This is a genomic window from Blautia sp. HCN-20427, from assembly GCF_037890365.1.
Lineage (GTDB): Bacteria > Bacillota > Clostridia > Lachnospirales > Lachnospiraceae > Blautia.
In genome coordinates this window covers 54838-71820 of sequence record NZ_JBBKBX010000016.1, presented here as the reverse complement: position 1 = coordinate 71820, position 16983 = coordinate 54838, and the positions used below count along the sequence as shown (strand labels likewise).

The window sequence follows — 16983 nt, the reverse complement described above, 5'->3', positions numbered from 1 at the left end:
GACCTATCTAAACTATACTATACATGAATTTTCCCCAATATGCAAGACCGGATTTATCAATTCCCGACATAACTACCGTTTTTTTTCCATTCTCAAAATCTCTGCATTCATAAACTATAGAGTTTTCAAAGTGCTTACAAAAATCCGCTATCAGAACCTTTTCTGAGCGCTGGATTTCTTTTCCATCTTCCCGGAAATATAAAATTTCCCAATATCCACCGGGAGCTTCAGAAACAGGAATTTTCCTCTCCTCTCCCTGGTACGGTTCGGGCAGAAAAACAGGCCAGTCATTTATCAGTGCCATTGTGCGTACCATCATGTAATGCACCTGATAACTGGCACGCTTTTCCTCTTCGTCATAGTCTCTGTATATTTCAGCACCATCTCTTACATGATGCACAAAAAAATATCTGTTCCGCCTTTCGTCATAAAAGGGCACGCCATGCCCCGGACCTCGAAATCCATTCCATTTCCATGAATTCCCATTTATCCCTGCATTAGGATTTCCAGCTTCAAACCTATAACTCCCTGCAATCTGAATTCCCATGCTTTCTTCTTTCAGACTCTTTCCACAAAAGTCCAGATAAGGGCCGGTCACATTTCTGCTTCTCCCTACCCGAATATCGTAATCGTCTCCCAGCCAGCCATAAGACTGAAACAGATAAAACCAACCGTTTTCAGGCATATATATAATGGAAGCACCTTCCGGTCCGTCTTTTGAAAATCCTTTTCCTCGTCTGGAAATACACTTTCCGAAACTTTTCGGGTTACCATCTGCGGATAATCCCGTAGACGGATCTAGAGCTTTTATATAGATTCCTCCGAAAAAGGAGCCATAGACCAAATAACACCGGTGTTCATCCCATACCACATGTGCATCAATTGCATTTGGATAAGTATTATCCGTTCCCCAGGTATCTGCCACAACCCCTCTATTCTCAAAAGGCCCCAGAGGATGCCTGGCTACAGCCAGCCATATGCGGGATTCCGAACTGCCAAAGGCTTTCGTTGCAGAATAATACATTCGATATTCTCCTTTTACATACTCCACATAAGGCGCCCAAAAACCTTCCGTAGGCGGAAAATCCCCATTATCCCGCCCTTCCCGTATAGCCTTTTCCGAAAGTACGATTCCCTCATAAGTAAAATGTATTAAATCCCTGGAACTGCGCACCGGAATTCCTATTTTTTCTCTTAATCCCTCTTCAGGTCTGTAAATATCTGTGCTATAGGAATAATACAGTTTGGTTACAGGATCCCACATCATAGACGGGTCGTGGGACCATACCACTGGATTTTGATACACATTTGTCTCGTTCAGGCTAAGAACACCTTGTACTTCCCCTTCATTTTCTCCATACACAGAAACACACCTCATCCTTTTACACCAGTAACTGCCATGGATTCAATAATGTATCTCTGGAAGAAAAAGAACAAAAGCAGCGTTGGCAGGATTGCTAAAACAGAAGCTGCCATAATCAGCGGGTAATCGCTGTTTACTGCATAATAAGCATTAAAGGACCGGATAACCACCTGCAGAGTAAACCACTGTTCATCCTGAATAAAAATAGTCGGTGCCAGATAATCATTCCAGATTCCCATGAACCACAAAATAATCTGTGTCATTAATGCCCCCTTCATCAAAGGAAGAAAAATTTTATAATACATTTTAAAATAACCACAGCCATCAATTTTAGCAGCCTCCACCATAGAATCCGGAACGCTGGTCAGATTCTGCCGCAAAAAGAAAATAATACTGACATTTCCAAAAAGCCCTGGAATAATCAGAGGCAGAAGACTGTTTGTCCATCCCATCTTTGTAAACATCACATACTGGGGTATCATAACGACCGCAAACGGTATCATCATAGTTGCCAGCAATCCCAGAAAAATTCCATCTTTCCCTTTAAATTTCAGCTTGCTGAAAGAAAACGCCGCCAAAGAAGAAGTAAATCCGCCAACTATCAATACTGGCATAGCTACTATCAGCGTATTTCTAAGACCTCTCATAAATTCCGGTTTCTGCAGCACCTCTGCATACTTTCCAAACTTCCACGGATTCGGAATAATACTGAAGTTTGCAGACAAAATCTGATTTTTTGTCATAAAGGAACTCAGAAGCATATAAATCAGCGGAAATACCATGGCAATAGCGCCTATCAAAAGGAGAGTAAAAACAATCCTGTCTACTATTTTTGCTTTTTTCGTTTTCACTTCAGAACTTTTTTCATCTAATTTAGCCATTTTCTTTTCCCCTCCTATTCAATGGTCTTTACCCATTTATCCTGGGCCTTAAAGTTAATTGCCGTAATGATAAAGATAAAGATTGCCAGAATAAATGCCATTGCAGAACCATATCCCATCTGGTTATTGCCAAAGGCCTTATCATAGAGATAGAATACAACGGTTGCAGCACTGTAGTTTAAGCCTCCGTTCGGAACCATAACCAGCACTTCTACAAAAACCTGGAAACCACCAATCAGACCTGTAATCAACAAATAAAAAGTAACCGGAGATACCAAAGGCATGGTAATATAGCGAAACAGCTTCAGGCCATTAGCGCCATCAATTTTAGCAGCCTCATAATAATCTCTCGGAATACTCTGCAGACCTGCCAGATACAAAATAATGGAACCACCCAGACCTTTCCATACCATAAAAATAATCATGGATACTTTTACCCAAAATTCATCTCCCAGCCAATTAGGACCATGAGCGCCTGTAACAGCTTTGATAATACTATTCAGCAGACCATAGTCATAGTTGAAAACCCACATCCACAGAATAGCTACCGCAACCAGGGAAGATACAACCGGTACATAGTATAACGTACGAAGAATCTTAATTCCCTTTATTTTTCGGTTCATTCCTACCGCAATCACCAACGCCAGTATCATGCCAACAGGAATACCTATCATATAAATCACTGTGTTCAGCAGTACCTTCCAGAACTTCTCATCTCCCAGTAATTTAATGTAATTGTCCAAGCCCACAAAGTTATCCAGCATCTGGTTCATACCGTTCCATTTTGTCAAACTCGCTACAAATGCGAACACAATCGGAAATGCCATAAAAATACAGAATCCAATAAAAGGCGGTGATACAAAGGCCAGTCCCCAGCAGTGCTCCTTAAAAGCAGCTTTGCTCATTTTTCTCTTGATTGGTTTTACTTTTGTTCTGCTCATAACTCTATCCCTCCAAACAAAGAAAAGCCTCCTGTATAACGGATATTTTCTTACAAATCCCTATACAGGAGCGCTTCTCACTTGCAGCCTTATTCTACGCTTTCCCAGGCCTCATCAAGAGATTCCTGCATTTTCGGTGCTACCTGCTCTATGTATTCATCCACCGTCATAGAGTCATTTTTTACATTATCCAAACCTTCCAGGAAGATATCATTCCATTCTGCATTTGGTGTATAAGTTGTTTCCTGAAATCTTCCCTCATATTTGTCTGTTCCGTTCAGATAATTAAAAAATACATTTACATTAGATGGGAACTGAAGTGTTCCACTGTTAATTGCATCTACAAATTCTCCATCTGCAAGGCTTTTAATATTGGGAAGCTGAATCGATTCTCCGCCTGTAATACCGGAAAGTTCTTTCTGTCCATCTTCATCTGTACACAGATAAGAAATCAGTTCTGCTGCTTCCTCTTTATTTTTGCTGTTTTCAGATACACAGAACCCAACGGTTCCAAGCCAGGTCATAGTTTTTCCTGTTGACAAAGTCGGGAACGCACACAAATCCCAGTTGAACGGGAAAGTTTCTTTATCCATAAAAGCGGCCACATCCCATGTTCCACATGCATAGAAAGCTTCCTGTCCTGCCAGCCATCTCTGATATACACCAAGAGAAGCGTCCTGCTCTACGGTAGGTGTTACTTTATACTTTAATGTCAAGTCTACATATTTCTGTAAAGCCTCTTTAAACTCCGGAGTATCAATATTTACTGTTTTATAATCGTCAGATAAATAGGAAGCTCCGTTTGACCATACATACTGTTGAAGCATAAAGGCATTGGCCATACCACAGCCCCACTGGTCGATTTCCCCATCTCCGTCTGTATCTTTTGTAAGTTTCTGGCATACATCTACAAACTCTTCATAGGTATATGGATTTTCAGGATCCGGATATGGAATACCTGCTTCATCAAAAATGTCTTTGTTGTAAGCATAGGCAAATACAGAGGCATCTTTCGGAAGTGCATACAAATCACCGGAACCGGTCTTTTCTCCATCGTATCTATAGCTGTTTAATGCCTCCTGCGCCACAAGTCCGTCTGTACTGATTCCTTTCTCATCCAAAATTGGCTGCAAATCTGCAATATAACCATTTTCCACATATTGTTCTACGGCCTCAGGTCCCACATAGAATACGTCCGGCAAATCCCCCGCTGTCATCATTCCTGTTAATGTCTTACTATATTCTTCCTGTGTAGTAATCTGAATATCCACTTTTCCAATCGTATCTTTGTGGTCTTCCTCAAACTTCTTAATCATATCCTTGTACACTTTTGACTCATGGTCATTGGCAAAGATAAAAACAGATAAATTCTTTTTTCCATCTGCCGTTTCAGAAGAATCGGAATTTCCACATCCGGTTAAGGCAGTTGATGCCAACGTGGTTACTGCAAGTCCTGCAGCCAGAATTTTTTTTGCCTTCATAATCTTTTCCTCCCTAGGTAATATTTTCCAATACCTTATTTACTAATTGCTGAAATAATACCACTATTTTTTAGTTTTTTCAATAGTTTTTTATATTTAACTAAACATATACCACACTTTCTCTTTATTTCACAATTCCGCACCCATTATTTTATGCAATTTCAACTATAATTCTATAATATTTTAGATTTTACAAAAGTATATGTTTTATGACATCGTATCGTAAGAAAATACAGGAAAGCCTTTTTCATCATAGTTTACTTTCATAATCATGGCATGACGATTTGGGTCATACAAAGAATCTCCCTGTATTTCATCATACTGTCTCGCATGATAAATACACAAATCCGTCACTCCATCTTCCGCCTTTACAAAGGAATTGTGACCCGGTCCATAAATTCCTTTCTCTGTGTCTGTTTGCAAAACCGGTCTTTTCAGTTTTGTCCATACATGAGGGTCAAGCAAATCCGCATCCTCATGAGCATACAACAGCCCCATACAGTAGCAGGCTCCCGTAGCGCTGGCCGAAAACGTCATATAAATTCTGTCTCCATGTTTTAACACGGCCGGCCCTTCATTCACCCAGAAGCCTTCTCTTTCCCAGGCATAGTCGGGCGTCGTCAAAAGCACTTGAACCGTCGCAAGTTTATTCGGGGCCGCCAGTTTCGCAATATACAAATTGGAAATCTGCTTGCCAACTCCGGTCTTTTCCGCCCATACCCAATAATATTCCCCCTTATGCTGAAAAACTGTTGCATCCAGAGAAAAGGCATGAAAGGAAAACTCATCCCCATCGGCAGCCTGCATCATCCCCAGCTCCTCCCATTCATCTTCTAATGGATTCTGCCCTTTGCAGTGCAGTACATACGGGCGAATTTCCCAGATATCTGCCGCGTCCCCGGCTGCATAATAAATATACCAGCCACCATAGATGTAATGGATTTCCGGCGCCCATATATGAATACTCTGAGGTCCTTTTTCGTGTTTTCTCCAAAGAACGTGTTCTTCGGCCTCCTTCAGCCCCTCAATGGTATCTGACCTGCGCAGTATGATTTTGTTATATTCCGGAACAGACGCAGTGAAATAATACATCCCATCTGTGTGTTTATACACATAAGGGTCTGCTCTCTGTTCAATAAATGGTTGATTGTAACTTGTCTTTTTAAAATTATTTTTGTTCATATTCATTCTCCCTCATACACAGGTTTTATTTTCATACGCTTCAGTCTACACTACTTTTTTACTTCCCGCAATATTTAATTTAGTTTTTATTAAAATATTACAGTTTTAACTAAAGTTTTTTGTCTAAAATTACACTTTCTATCCAAGAAAAAAAACGTTATAATAATTTAAATGAAATTGACAAAACCCGTGTATTCGTACATGAAGAATCTGACAAAACTTTGAAGGAGATGTTTATATGAATTTGTTTTCCTATAACAGCGCATTTTCCCGTTTTCTCTATTTCGTGGCAGATGTGGTAACTTTGCATATACTTTGGATTCTTTACAGCCTGCCCTTGATAACCATAGGCGCTTCCACTACTGCGCTTTATTACAGTTGTATGAAACGTATCCGAACAGGAGAAGGTTATGTATCACAGAATTTCCGCAAGGCTTTCCGACAAAATTTTCGCCAATCTACCATTCTCTGGCTGGGACTGGCTGCTGTAAGTCTTTTATTTTTTCTGGACATCCGAATCAGTATGGCCCTGCAAAACACCATGGGCCGGATAATGTTAATCAGTTGCTCTGTGTTTCTGATTCCTTTTATTCTGCTGGCTCTGTATATTTTTCCGGTACAGGCAAAATTTGAAAACAAAATCTTTAATAATATCAAAAACGCTTTACTTATGTCTATCCGCCATTTTTTCTACTCTTTGCTTTTACTTATGATTTATGCCACCATTGTGCTGCTTGGCTTCTCTTTTCCGCCATTTATGGGGTTATTCCTATGCTGCGGAATTGGACTTACAGCATATTTAACCTCAAATATTTTCATTTATATCTTCAGAAAATATGTACCCGAGGAATTAGAACAGGATTTGGAAGCTTCCGGAAAAACCTTCTATTAACACACAGAAATGGGGCATGTCATGATATGCATGACTGCCCCATTTTCTTCGCTATACAGCAAAATTTTCGCTGTACTCTATAGTTTTTTGTTTTTAAAAATTCAATATAATCTTGTCCCCAGTTTTGCAATGTTTCTATTACCGAATGAAATTTCTTTCCTATTTTCGTTAAAGAATATTCTACTTTGGGTGGAATTGACTCATATTGCTTTCCCTCTACCAGTCCATTCTCTACCAATGTTTTTAATTGAACAGACAATGTTGCATATGGACATTGCCCAAAGCGTTCTTCCATTGTCGGATCTATTTCAAATAATTGCTTCATTTCAATACCTCTTATACATCAAATTCTTCCCCATCTCCCATCCATTTTTATCATACAAACATCTCACCTTTTTCCCCCAACAGAAAAACCCCGGAAACCTTACGGTTCCGGGGCATCTTACGCTTGGACACAATGTATCTTCCGATACTCTATATTTTAGTTGGTTCTAATCAATAATTACTCGATTACTGTAGCAACACGACCTGAACCTACAGTTCTACCACCCTCGCGATATCAGACCGATGTATTGCGGTGTGCAAATGGTGATTTTTCGTGTGATTTGTATGGAAAAATCCGCATTTTCCACTTTGTCCGTATGGTTTTTGGAGATTTTGTTATCATAGTGTTATCACAGTTATTGTATATTGCCCCTCTCGTATAACCATTTTAAATTTCCTATTACACAATATCTGATTCAAACTGTTTAATTAAAGCTGTACTCAAAGCTGATAATGAATTAATCTCTCCCAAATTAGTATATTCAAAATTTTGTGTTACTGTATTCCACTGCATAAAGCCTAATAAATGTTCTATTTCAGTCCCATCAGCTTTCTTTCGTACTATTCTTGATGTATCAACATCAAACGTTAATATTCTTTTTAGCCTCTCACTGGCTCCTGCATTTATATTTATAAGCAACCCGTATTTAGCATTTGAAACAAGATTATATCCAATTAATTGTGACCATTGGTTTAATCCGACTGTTTCTCTAAGTTTTATTTCAAGAATTACTATTTCAAATTTTTTTCCATTAGTAACTACACAGAATATATCAAGATTTAATGGTGACATTATATTGCTGTATTCTTCGAGACATTTACATTTTTCTGGATATTCATATATCAATTCTTTAATTTTTGATGTTAATTCTCCACTTTTCCAAAAAATGCTAATATCATCAATCCCTGCTGATCTAAAATTACTTAATAACTGTGATTCAATAAATGACATTATTTCCGGATAATGGGCAACTTCATTCTTTTTCATTTCAAGTCTTCCTCTGTTATTTTCCGAATTTTAATTTTGTACCGATTCTCTGGACAATTTTGAATTAATTTTTTATATACCTTCGGATTGTTCGGACCAATCAATGTTGCATATGCCCCCATTCTTATAATCATTGGTGTCAGTATCTCCGGAACAAACATCAACACTTCACTATCTGGATGATTTTCCAAATAATTCTTAATAACCTTATCTTTGCTTCCTTTAGGACGGGAACCATTTAACTGATCTGTTTTTGCCGCAATCAAATATGCTAATGCTAACTTTATTTTCTTTACTGGATATCCACTTTCTCCGCTTTTCCCATACATAAGTTTATTGTCAGCCAGTCCATATAAATCCGATATCTTCACATTTCTCGTTTGGTAACTGCGATTTTTTAATAATGGATCCGCTTCTATAATTTCATCAATCTCTTCGCCTGTTGCCTTAACTAATACTGGGAATGGATTTATACAATATTCAGCTTTATCAATTAATTTTTGCACCTCGCCATATGGTGCATGTTCACATTGTAAAACCGCACATACATGACGATTATGCAAATAATGTCCGCCACGAATATTTTCTGGTAAAAGTTCACTATTTTCTTCGCAATGAACACATGTAACAGATGGCATTTTAATCTCACGCTCATTGCATGGAATTCCTTGGTTTTTACTCTTTTCCAACGCCTGATTCTCTTTTGCTGATAGAGCTTTGGACACAAATGCAAATGCTCCAAACTTCTCATATTGATCCAAGAATACTCTTAATTTAAATCCTTTTTTCCATTTCCTATCATATGGATTACTACCACAGTGAAAATTCGGATGATTCCAAAGGATCTGATCAGGATAGCAGTTTATGCTATGTAGCAGTTTACATAAGGAACACACAAAATCAAATTCAAAACCTGATATTTCAAAAGAAACCATTTGTTTATCGTCATTAAACCTTCTATGAGTTTGTTTTGTACTTCCTATTGTATCTGCCAAACCTGCAATAAAACGCCGTTTTAAATTATCATCTACTAATTCAGGAACTATATTATTAATATTAGCAGTCTTTCTGACTTCACCTTCACATTTAATTCCATAGTTCTCCAACTCTTCTTTTAAAGTGCTTAAATCTCCTTCACACAAAATATTCCAGACTCCACTCGCAGATGTATCATATGAAACAGAAATGTTATAAATTGCTTTAAATAAAGGACTAACCATTTTCATAACATCACGTGATATATCACCTGCTCTTTTAGGATTCACTTCATATGATCCCCATTGTTTAAATGGTAATCTAATTCTAAATACATCTTCGGCATTTCCCCAAACACCTCCACCTATAACCAATCCCAAAATATATGCTTTATCTGTATTCATTATTTGCATCTCCTTTGAAAACTTGTTGTTTAATTGCTAAGGCAATCGCATTTGCCATTTTAACAGGAACTGCATTCCCTAAAACTTTATACATTGCTGTTATATTTCTTGCAGTATCATCAATAAATATGAAATCATCAGGAAATGTTTGAATACGTGCAACCTCTCTTATTGTAAATCTTCTATTTTCTGTAGGATGTACAATTCCACAATTTTCAGGTTGTGCAGAAGCTGTCATTGTGCCACATATTTCATTACGTGCAAATCTTCTGTAAAAATTGGGTGAATGATATTTCTTCATATTATCCCTTATTTTTTTAAATCTTGGTGCTAAATGTTCATAGGGAACGTCTTTCCAGGATCCGCCTTCTGGAATATACGTTATCATTTCTAATGCCTGCGGTGATAACGGCCAATCTACTTGGTTTTTCACCCCCTGTGGTATATCTAATATATTTTCTAATGTTAAACCTTTTTTTTCTTGTTTTTCTGGGAAAGCGAAATTGATTCCTAAATCCTTTCTGATTCCTACAAACAAAACTCTTTGTCTGTTTTGTGGTACTCCATAATCTGATGCATTAATCAATTTATAATCTACATTATATCCTACATTATTCATTGTGGACAAGTCTTCAACAATTACATCCACTAATTTTCTTCCATCAATATATTTTGTAGATAAAAGTCCTCGTACATTTTCAAAAACAATTACTTTTGGCATCTTTTTTTCAATAATTCGTAAACATTCTTTATACAACATACCTCTGGAATCATGAACCCCTTTTCTATTTCCAGCACTTGAAAAAGGTTGGCATGGGAATCCCGCCGTTAATATATCACAATCTGGAATCTCATCCTCACTAACATCTAATATATCTCTTCCATCAATTTTCCCAAAATTCAATTTATAAACAGCTTGAGCATCACTATCAAAGTCATTTGCCCATATAATATTAAATCCTGCCGTTTCAAATCCCAAATCAAGCCCTCCACAGCCTGAAAATAATGAAACCATTTTAGGTTTGTTTTCTACTTTTGCCATTAAATCATCCTCTTTCTTTTCATCACAATTATTAAATTTATTCAGGTCTGTAGTTACTTTTCTTTTATATATTTTCCACTTTTTATTCTTGCATCGGTAGGTTTCTCTACTGCCTCCGGCAGTAACCATACTCCTGCAATTTTTATTGCTCCCTTAATACGTCCATCTTCACATAGTTTTAAAATTCTCCTAACAGATACACTCCATTTTTCACTTACCTGTTTTGTGCTTAAATAATCCATTTTTCCCCTTTATATATATCTTTTCATTTGTTTTTATTACTTGCCTATTTTATACCAAATGCAGAACAAAGTCAATGTTTTCAGAACATTTGTTCGCATCTTTTTTATATAATACGTTTTTTAATTTTGTAAAATATTTACGCATATATAAACTTCCTTAATACCATTTCTTCCGCAACACTCTTAATATTATTCATCCTCCTCACCCATTCCATCTGGTCCTGCATCTTCAGTTCTTCCGTCACTCCCCACTGTTCAGCCATCTGTTCCATCAGCATCTCAACTTTTTCTCTTACTTCTTTATCAACCTGATTCAAATGCTCCGTCAATTTCCCGGTCAGTACCAGATACTGATACCTGGCACTCCGGTGTTCCTTCAGAAACTGTTTTCGCATTATTCCATATTTCCCATATGTAGGTTCTTCCTCATTGATTTCCAGATCCGGCAGATAATAATCTCCATGCAATGTGTAGCTCAGTCCGTTCTTTTCATCATAAATCTGTTTCTTCATATTCTTACAACTCCATTCCTCTGTACTTTGCTTTATTCTTCTTAATTTTTGCATTGTGTTCTTCACTTCGTTCTCTTGCCCATTGTATACGGTCACCTATTTTTTTCGGCATCTGCTCTTTCTGTTTTTTCGCTTCAAGTTCCATCTGCATCCGGATATCGTCCTGCACCAGTCGTTCTACCATATCTTTCCCCAACATGCGTAAAAGTCGGTTATATCTGTCTGCAATTCCCTGCAGTATTTCTTTCTCACCAGACAATTTCTGATAATCTTTCTGAACCTCTGCCAGTTCCTTTTTTGTTTTTTCATGCTCTTGCTTTTTCTTCTGAAACTTACTTTTCCAACTATCTCTTTCTCTTGTGAGTTCTTTCACCTGTGCAGCCATCGCACCGATTTTGTTTTTCATTTCAATGAATAATGGTTTTATTTTCTTATCCCGGTAAGTTACCGCACGTTCCAATGCTGTAGCTTCCGGCAGAAATGTTTTAATCATTCCATATTCTTTTATTTCCTTACTGACATTATCCATCACTGGTTGCAGGAATTCTCTTCTGTCCTCCAGTTTTTTCAATTCCGTTTCTGCTTTCTCCGCACGTTTTTCCGCTATCTCTTTATCTTTCTGGAACTGAATTTTTTCTTCTTCCAGTAGCTTAATATCTGCCCTTGCGTCCGCAATCTGAGAAGTCAGGCCTTCATTCTCTGCTGTCAGATTTTCTTTTTTCTGTTCCAGTTCCTGCACTTCCTTCTTACGTTCTTTCTTTTTGAAATTGTAAACATCCAGATGCTCTTCATGTGTACCTTTCTGCTCCCATTCAATTCCATGCTGCATTGCAATTTCTGCCAGCACTTCTTTTTCATGATTTATCCACTGGTTCAGTTCTGTATCATGCTTATTTCCACCTTGAAATCCAAGACTTTTCAATGCCTGTTTCAGTGAAACTCTGGTATCCATTCCTTTTCCCTTCCAGTTGGTCACATAAGGAACAAAGTCAATATGCAGATGCGGAGTAGCTTCGTCCTGATGCAGATAGCAGCTAAATACCCGAAGTGTCGGATTCCGCTTCTGGAAGTCTTTCACATATTCGTCCAGTATCTTTACAGCAAGATTTCCTTCTGATGTTCCCACTGCCATATCCTCACGATTTCCTATCTGGAAGATCACTTCATGGAACAACTTCTCCTGTTTGCCCTGTCGGATTTTTTCATAATAATTTGCAATCTGCCGGTCCTTTCTTTTTCCGACATTATATCTCTCAACCGCATCGTCAAACAGCTCTTTATAAACTTCCTTCAGATTCTCATTCTTATAACAAATGTTCAGTTGTACTCTGTCCGGATCCACATTTTCTGCTACAAAATCCCGTCTGTTATGAGCCAGTGAACCGGCTCCGATCATGCCACTGATTGTTCGTTTCATCATAAATTTTCTCACCTCTTTTCTGTTTGCGTGCCAGATATGGCACATAATTTTTATTTACGCCAGACATGGCGATATTTAAGAAACTTTCGCCGGATACGGCGGTTTTGTTACTTTTGTCAAAAGTAACGCAAAAGCACTTTCGACAGCCGTACCGTCCATCAAAAGTCCCCTTGCGCCCTGCCGGGGGCATAACGTCCTTATGGACGTCTGTTCTGCACCGACCGAAGTGGATCATAGATCTGTTTATTCTGGTATCCTCGCCTGCACATATTCCAAATCTCCACAATAAGGCGTTCCCACCAGATACCATTCTCTTGCCAGATTCATCTCCATTCTGGTCTGTACCCATTCATCATCTACCAACACTTCCAGTCCTTCTCCACAGTGAAATCCTGTATCAATCCATAAATCCGATGCTAATAATCCATATCTACCATTGCTGCTGTTATATCCTAATCTTCCCTGTTTCATCATTTTCTGCTCCTTTCCAGTCTGTAAACGGAATTTGTAAACGGAGTTCAAAAGATTTTAAAAGTTAACGTTTTAAGTTTTTTCTTCAAGTTCCGTTTACATCGTTTACAATAATCTTTACTCAAACGGTATTTCCAACTGTTCCGGTACTTCTATAAATCCGTCTTTATCTTTCTTCACCGAATCTTCCATCCGTTTCCATGACCGCTGTATTCCATATTCCTTTCCGAATCGATGTGTACCATGTGGTTTCCAGCCTACAATCGCATTGTTCATAATATTGGCAATTTCTTTACCTTCCCACTGTTTCATTTCTCCGGTTCGATGTAGCGCTTCATCGAACAGAATTCTTGTACATACATAATCGTCATCGTAGTCATCAAGAAATGCCTGTATGATTCCGGCATTGGTATCTTCCGGCATAAATTCTTTCTGCAGACGCTTTGCCTCTTCCTCAATTTCCTTTGTAAATCCTAAGAACACATTTCCCTGTCGATACAGTACCATTGCCTCTGCCCAGGCCTGTTCGATATAGGCTTTGCTCTCTGCCTCATTGTCCAGAATATGAACTTCTGCTTTCGACATATCTGTCATCACCGGAGCAAATCTTCTGTTTCCGGTTCTGTCCAGCGGAAGGAAATTCAGATCATTTGAAGTACCGCAAAATACACACTGTCTCGGTCTGTCTTCCGGGTGAACTTCATAAGGTACTTTATAAGTTTCTTTCTGTCTGCTCAGAAACGATTTTATCTGTTCAATATTCTTTGCTGTGATAGTTGCCTTCATTTCTCCCATTTCGATAATCCAGTGATTTTGCAGTTTTCTGTAAATATTTTCATCATCCAAATGATCCAGATTGTCGCTGAACCATTCTTCTTTTATCGCTAGATATTTGAAAAATGTGGACTTTCCGGCTCCCTGACTCCCAACCAAACACAACATAATATCATATTTTATTCCCGGTTCATAAATTCTTGAAATCGCTGCCAGCATGTGCATTTTCATTACTCCGATTGTATATTTGCTCTTTTCTGCTCCCAGAAAATGTGGAAGCATATTTTCTATTCTTGGAATTCCGTCCCAGACCAGACTCTCCAGATAATCCCTAATTGGGTGATATTTATTTTCATTGGAAACAATATCTACTCCTGCTTTGATCACACGCTCACTTGTCAGTTCATAATTTTCTTCCAGATACATCTTCAAATTATTTTCATCAGTATCTGTAACCGTAGGACTGCTATTTCTCCGTTCCCATGGCACCTCTTTTACAATATCCATTCTTCCAGAAAGTTCATTTCGTTTAATCGCTTTTTTCAGCACTGGATCTTTTTGTAATACGGTTACACAATTTCTGATTGTCTGCTTTGTTCTTCCTTTATCCGTATGCTCCAACATATCATTGACATCTTCTGTTGTAAGCATCTCCTCGTTCACAATATCTTCTAATTCCATTAAGGACTTCTCGCTGATATTCGTTAATTCTTTCTTCAATTTTTTCAACCTCCCTTCTCTTCATCTTGAAAAACTCTACAATCTCTTCTCCTGTTCCAAACATCAGCACGTCCAGATAGTCATTTATCTTTCTTTCATTTGCCAATGCCTCCGTAAATAATTCGTGCCACTCTTCTTCTGGTTCTGGTCTGTAAAACTCTTTCCAAAACTGAATCCATTTCAGATATCTGATCAGCACGTCTGTTGCATGTTTCAACCACTGCTCCAGTTTTTCTCTGATCATCACAACTTTAGGTTTCTTTGATATCAAAGTATTCCTGTTTTGGTGCGTCCTTTTGTATTTGTTTCTGTCTTCGACTTTTATATCCAGTCCAAAATCTTCTATCAGCTTTTTCGCAGCTTCATACTGTGATATTCTAAATAACCTTGCTGTAAAATCTATTGCATCACCACCCACTCCACATGCAAAGCAATGATAGATTTTATCTGCCTTCATACTTGGGTGTCGGTCTTTATGAAACGGACAACATGCCATTCCATTTCCCTTTACTTTAATCCCGTAATGCTCCGCAGCCTGTCTCGCTGTCACACATCCTTTTACCTGTTCAAATAATGTCACTTCTACCTCCTGCCCCTCCGGGCAAGTCTCCGATGAACAGATATTCGGGAATTGTTGTATCTTTCAATTCGTGATATACTTAATCTGCCAAGATGGTATATCAGTGAATCTGATTATCAGAGAACTTGCTCAGATATTTTATCTGGGCTTTTTCTTTTTGTCTGTCAGTAGTCATAGCTTTTGCTCCTTACACAAATCTCCTTGTAGGAATAATAATGATTTCAAATTTGCTTCCGTCCTCTAATTCAAGAAGAATCACATAATCTGAATCCCAATCCGGTAAAATGGAACTTATTTTCAGCTTCTTACTATAGTTAATTGCATCAAATATTTTTCCGACTACTTTCTTTGTTTTCATTTGCTTCTTTTCCTCCGTATTAACGTTTATTGTCCAGCATCTCAGCAACTTTTTTCTGCTGTGACGGGTACAGATGCCCATAAGTGTTCAATGTCATCTGAATGTCTTTGTGCCCCAGCCTTTCCTTGATAATCAGTGGTTCTACGCCCTGGTAGATCAGATATGCCACATGGCTGTGACGGATATCGTGCACTCTGATTGGTTTTACACCGGTCAGTGCTTCATATTTCTTAAGACGTTTCTGCAGTGTTCTCGCCACAATCGGGAACAACCGCTGATCTTCCGGAAATCCATAATGCTTCTTTGCATACTCCTGTACCTCTTCCTTAAGGAAATTGGGAATGTCAATAGTACGGACCGAATTTTCTGTTTTTGGAGTATCAATCACATCTCTTTTCTTGATCCGGTTATAGGTCTTATTGATATGCAGGAGATTTCCACTCATATCAAAATCCGAAAGACTCAATGCTAGAAGCTCTCCTTCCCTAATTCCTGTCCAGAACAGAATTTCAAATATAAGATAATCTTCACTCCCCGGCTCAATCCCAACGATAAATCTGTCATATTCTGCTTTCGTCCAGAACTCCAGCTTATTTGCATCCGATTTCCCCATCTTTTTTACTTTCTTACATGGATTTTCCTTCAGATTGTAAATTTTCTGTGCATGATTAAACAGTGCATTTAACTGATTCTGGATCATACGCTCATAAGTCTTGCTGTATCCTTTTTCCTGAATGGCATTCTGCCACTGGATAATCTCTGCTGGTGTAATCTCATTCATTTTTCTTGTTCCAAAATACGGAACAATGTGTTTGTTCATCATGTGCAGCTTATTACGGATTGAATTTTCTTTCAGTTCATTCTTTTTATCTTCAAAATAGACTTGAATAAAACTGTTCATCTCCATTTTCATATCCGCTGCAGTCTTTCTTATGAATTCCTTTTCATAATTCAATGCTTCTTTCTTTGTCTTGAACCCTCTTTTCAGCTTCTGCGTTTTCTTACCTGTCCAGTCAATATAGCGGAAGCTCACATACCAGGTTCCCTGTGTTTTGTCTTTGTAAGCTGACATCTTAAAACCTCCTTCATACTGCTCTCTGAGAGCATCCATAAAATTTTGTTTCCCAGTAGGGACGTGGAATCTTTCCACGAACTGCTACATATCCTTCCTTTGCCAGTTCATCATTGAGCTGCTTCAGAATAGAATATGCTTTACTGCGTTTCACACCTAATTCTTCCATGACATCATCAACAGTCATCATATAATTAGTTCTCATATCGTCCTCCTTTCTAGTCACTTTTGTGACTCTTTCGTTGTTCTCTTATAATAATTCACTTTTGTGAATTTGTCAATAAACATTTGCGAATTTATTTTTTTCCATTCCATACCTATTGCTTGCGTATCGGCAATTTGTTAAATCTCACTCTTTTGT

At 38.1% G+C, this 16983-nt stretch carries 19 protein-coding genes; 1 reads left to right on the top strand and 18 read right to left on the bottom strand.

Annotated elements, in window-relative coordinates:
• Positions 1 to 7 precede the first annotated feature (7 nt).
• The 5 genes from WKT17_RS10845 to WKT17_RS10825 form a co-directional block, all read right to left on the bottom strand.
• The gene (locus WKT17_RS10845) at positions 8 to 1363 is read right to left on the bottom strand and encodes an arabinan endo-1,5-alpha-L-arabinosidase (RefSeq protein ID WP_294580455.1); all 1356 of its coding nucleotides are present in this window, start codon (positions 1361 to 1363) and stop codon (positions 8 to 10) included.
• Positions 1364 to 1374: 11 nt separating this feature from the next.
• Positions 1375 to 2244 (bottom strand): carbohydrate ABC transporter permease, encoded by an 870-nt coding sequence (locus tag WKT17_RS10840; protein WP_173749666.1) that lies wholly within the window; start codon positions 2242 to 2244, stop codon positions 1375 to 1377.
• Positions 2245 to 2258: 14 nt separating this feature from the next.
• Positions 2259 to 3185, bottom strand: a complete 927-nt coding sequence (locus tag WKT17_RS10835) for a carbohydrate ABC transporter permease (RefSeq protein ID WP_173749665.1) — start codon at positions 3183 to 3185, stop codon at positions 2259 to 2261.
• Between the two features lie 89 nt (positions 3186 to 3274).
• Positions 3275 to 4666 (bottom strand): ABC transporter substrate-binding protein, encoded by a 1392-nt coding sequence (locus tag WKT17_RS10830; RefSeq protein WP_173749664.1) that lies wholly within the window; start codon positions 4664 to 4666, stop codon positions 3275 to 3277.
• A gap of 207 nt (positions 4667 to 4873) precedes the next feature.
• The gene (locus tag WKT17_RS10825; protein WP_173749663.1) at positions 4874 to 5848 is read right to left on the bottom strand and encodes a glycoside hydrolase family 43 protein; all 975 of its coding nucleotides are present in this window, start codon (positions 5846 to 5848) and stop codon (positions 4874 to 4876) included.
• A gap of 238 nt (positions 5849 to 6086) precedes the next feature.
• On the opposite strand from WKT17_RS10825, the gene WKT17_RS10820 reads away from it, so the two are divergent.
• Positions 6087 to 6740 carry a YesL family protein gene (locus tag WKT17_RS10820; protein ID WP_173749662.1) on the top strand — a complete coding sequence of 218 codons (654 nt, stop codon included), beginning with the start codon at positions 6087 to 6089 and terminating at the stop codon, positions 6738 to 6740.
• A gap of 19 nt (positions 6741 to 6759) precedes the next feature.
• On the opposite strand, the gene WKT17_RS10815 is transcribed toward WKT17_RS10820, so the two are convergent.
• From WKT17_RS10815 to WKT17_RS10755, 13 genes are all read right to left on the bottom strand, one after another.
• The gene (locus tag WKT17_RS10815) at positions 6760 to 7065 is read right to left on the bottom strand and encodes a winged helix-turn-helix transcriptional regulator (RefSeq protein WP_173749661.1); all 306 of its coding nucleotides are present in this window, start codon (positions 7063 to 7065) and stop codon (positions 6760 to 6762) included.
• 399 nt (positions 7066 to 7464) lie between these two features.
• Positions 7465 to 8052 carry a hypothetical protein gene (locus WKT17_RS10810; protein WP_055303844.1) on the bottom strand — a complete coding sequence of 196 codons (588 nt, stop codon included), beginning with the start codon at positions 8050 to 8052 and terminating at the stop codon, positions 7465 to 7467.
• The gene (locus tag WKT17_RS10805) at positions 8049 to 9431 is read right to left on the bottom strand and encodes a hypothetical protein (RefSeq protein ID WP_291682428.1); all 1383 of its coding nucleotides are present in this window, start codon (positions 9429 to 9431) and stop codon (positions 8049 to 8051) included. Before WKT17_RS10805 ends, WKT17_RS10810 begins: the two co-directional genes overlap by 4 nt.
• On the bottom strand, positions 9418 to 10473 hold the full coding sequence (locus tag WKT17_RS10800; RefSeq protein ID WP_144125556.1) for a DNA cytosine methyltransferase: 1056 nt from the start codon (positions 10471 to 10473) through the stop codon (positions 9418 to 9420). The genes WKT17_RS10805 and WKT17_RS10800 overlap by 14 nt, the downstream gene beginning before the upstream one ends.
• A 53-nt stretch (positions 10474 to 10526) precedes the next feature.
• Positions 10527 to 10715, bottom strand: coding sequence for a helix-turn-helix domain-containing protein (locus tag WKT17_RS10795; RefSeq protein ID WP_144125553.1), 189 nt, complete (start codon positions 10713 to 10715; stop codon positions 10527 to 10529).
• 137 nt (positions 10716 to 10852) lie between these two features.
• Positions 10853 to 11227 carry a TnpV protein gene (locus tag WKT17_RS10790; RefSeq protein ID WP_291682431.1) on the bottom strand — a complete coding sequence of 125 codons (375 nt, stop codon included), beginning with the start codon at positions 11225 to 11227 and terminating at the stop codon, positions 10853 to 10855.
• A gap of 4 nt (positions 11228 to 11231) precedes the next feature.
• Positions 11232 to 12647, bottom strand: coding sequence for a plasmid recombination protein (locus tag WKT17_RS10785; RefSeq protein ID WP_291682432.1), 1416 nt, complete (start codon positions 12645 to 12647; stop codon positions 11232 to 11234).
• Positions 12648 to 12890: 243 nt separating this feature from the next.
• Positions 12891 to 13118 carry a DUF5348 domain-containing protein gene (locus tag WKT17_RS10780; protein ID WP_117753950.1) on the bottom strand — a complete coding sequence of 76 codons (228 nt, stop codon included), beginning with the start codon at positions 13116 to 13118 and terminating at the stop codon, positions 12891 to 12893.
• A 117-nt stretch (positions 13119 to 13235) separates the two neighbouring features.
• On the bottom strand, positions 13236 to 14573 hold the full coding sequence (locus tag WKT17_RS10775) for a VapE domain-containing protein (protein ID WP_340272807.1): 1338 nt from the start codon (positions 14571 to 14573) through the stop codon (positions 13236 to 13238).
• Complete coding sequence (locus WKT17_RS10770; RefSeq protein ID WP_340272774.1) at positions 14518 to 15192, bottom strand: CHC2 zinc finger domain-containing protein; 675 nt, start codon at positions 15190 to 15192, stop codon at positions 14518 to 14520. Before WKT17_RS10770 ends, WKT17_RS10775 begins: the two co-directional genes overlap by 56 nt.
• A 187-nt stretch (positions 15193 to 15379) precedes the next feature.
• Positions 15380 to 15550: a hypothetical protein gene (locus WKT17_RS10765; RefSeq protein ID WP_172674943.1), complete on the bottom strand. Its 171-nt coding sequence runs from the start codon at positions 15548 to 15550 to the stop codon at positions 15380 to 15382.
• A gap of 19 nt (positions 15551 to 15569) precedes the next feature.
• Positions 15570 to 16622 (bottom strand): site-specific integrase, encoded by a 1053-nt coding sequence (locus tag WKT17_RS10760; RefSeq protein WP_147567290.1) that lies wholly within the window; start codon positions 16620 to 16622, stop codon positions 15570 to 15572.
• Between the two features lie 13 nt (positions 16623 to 16635).
• Positions 16636 to 16827, bottom strand: coding sequence for a helix-turn-helix domain-containing protein (locus WKT17_RS10755; protein ID WP_009243123.1), 192 nt, complete (start codon positions 16825 to 16827; stop codon positions 16636 to 16638).
• Between the last annotated feature and the right edge of the window lie 156 nt (positions 16828 to 16983).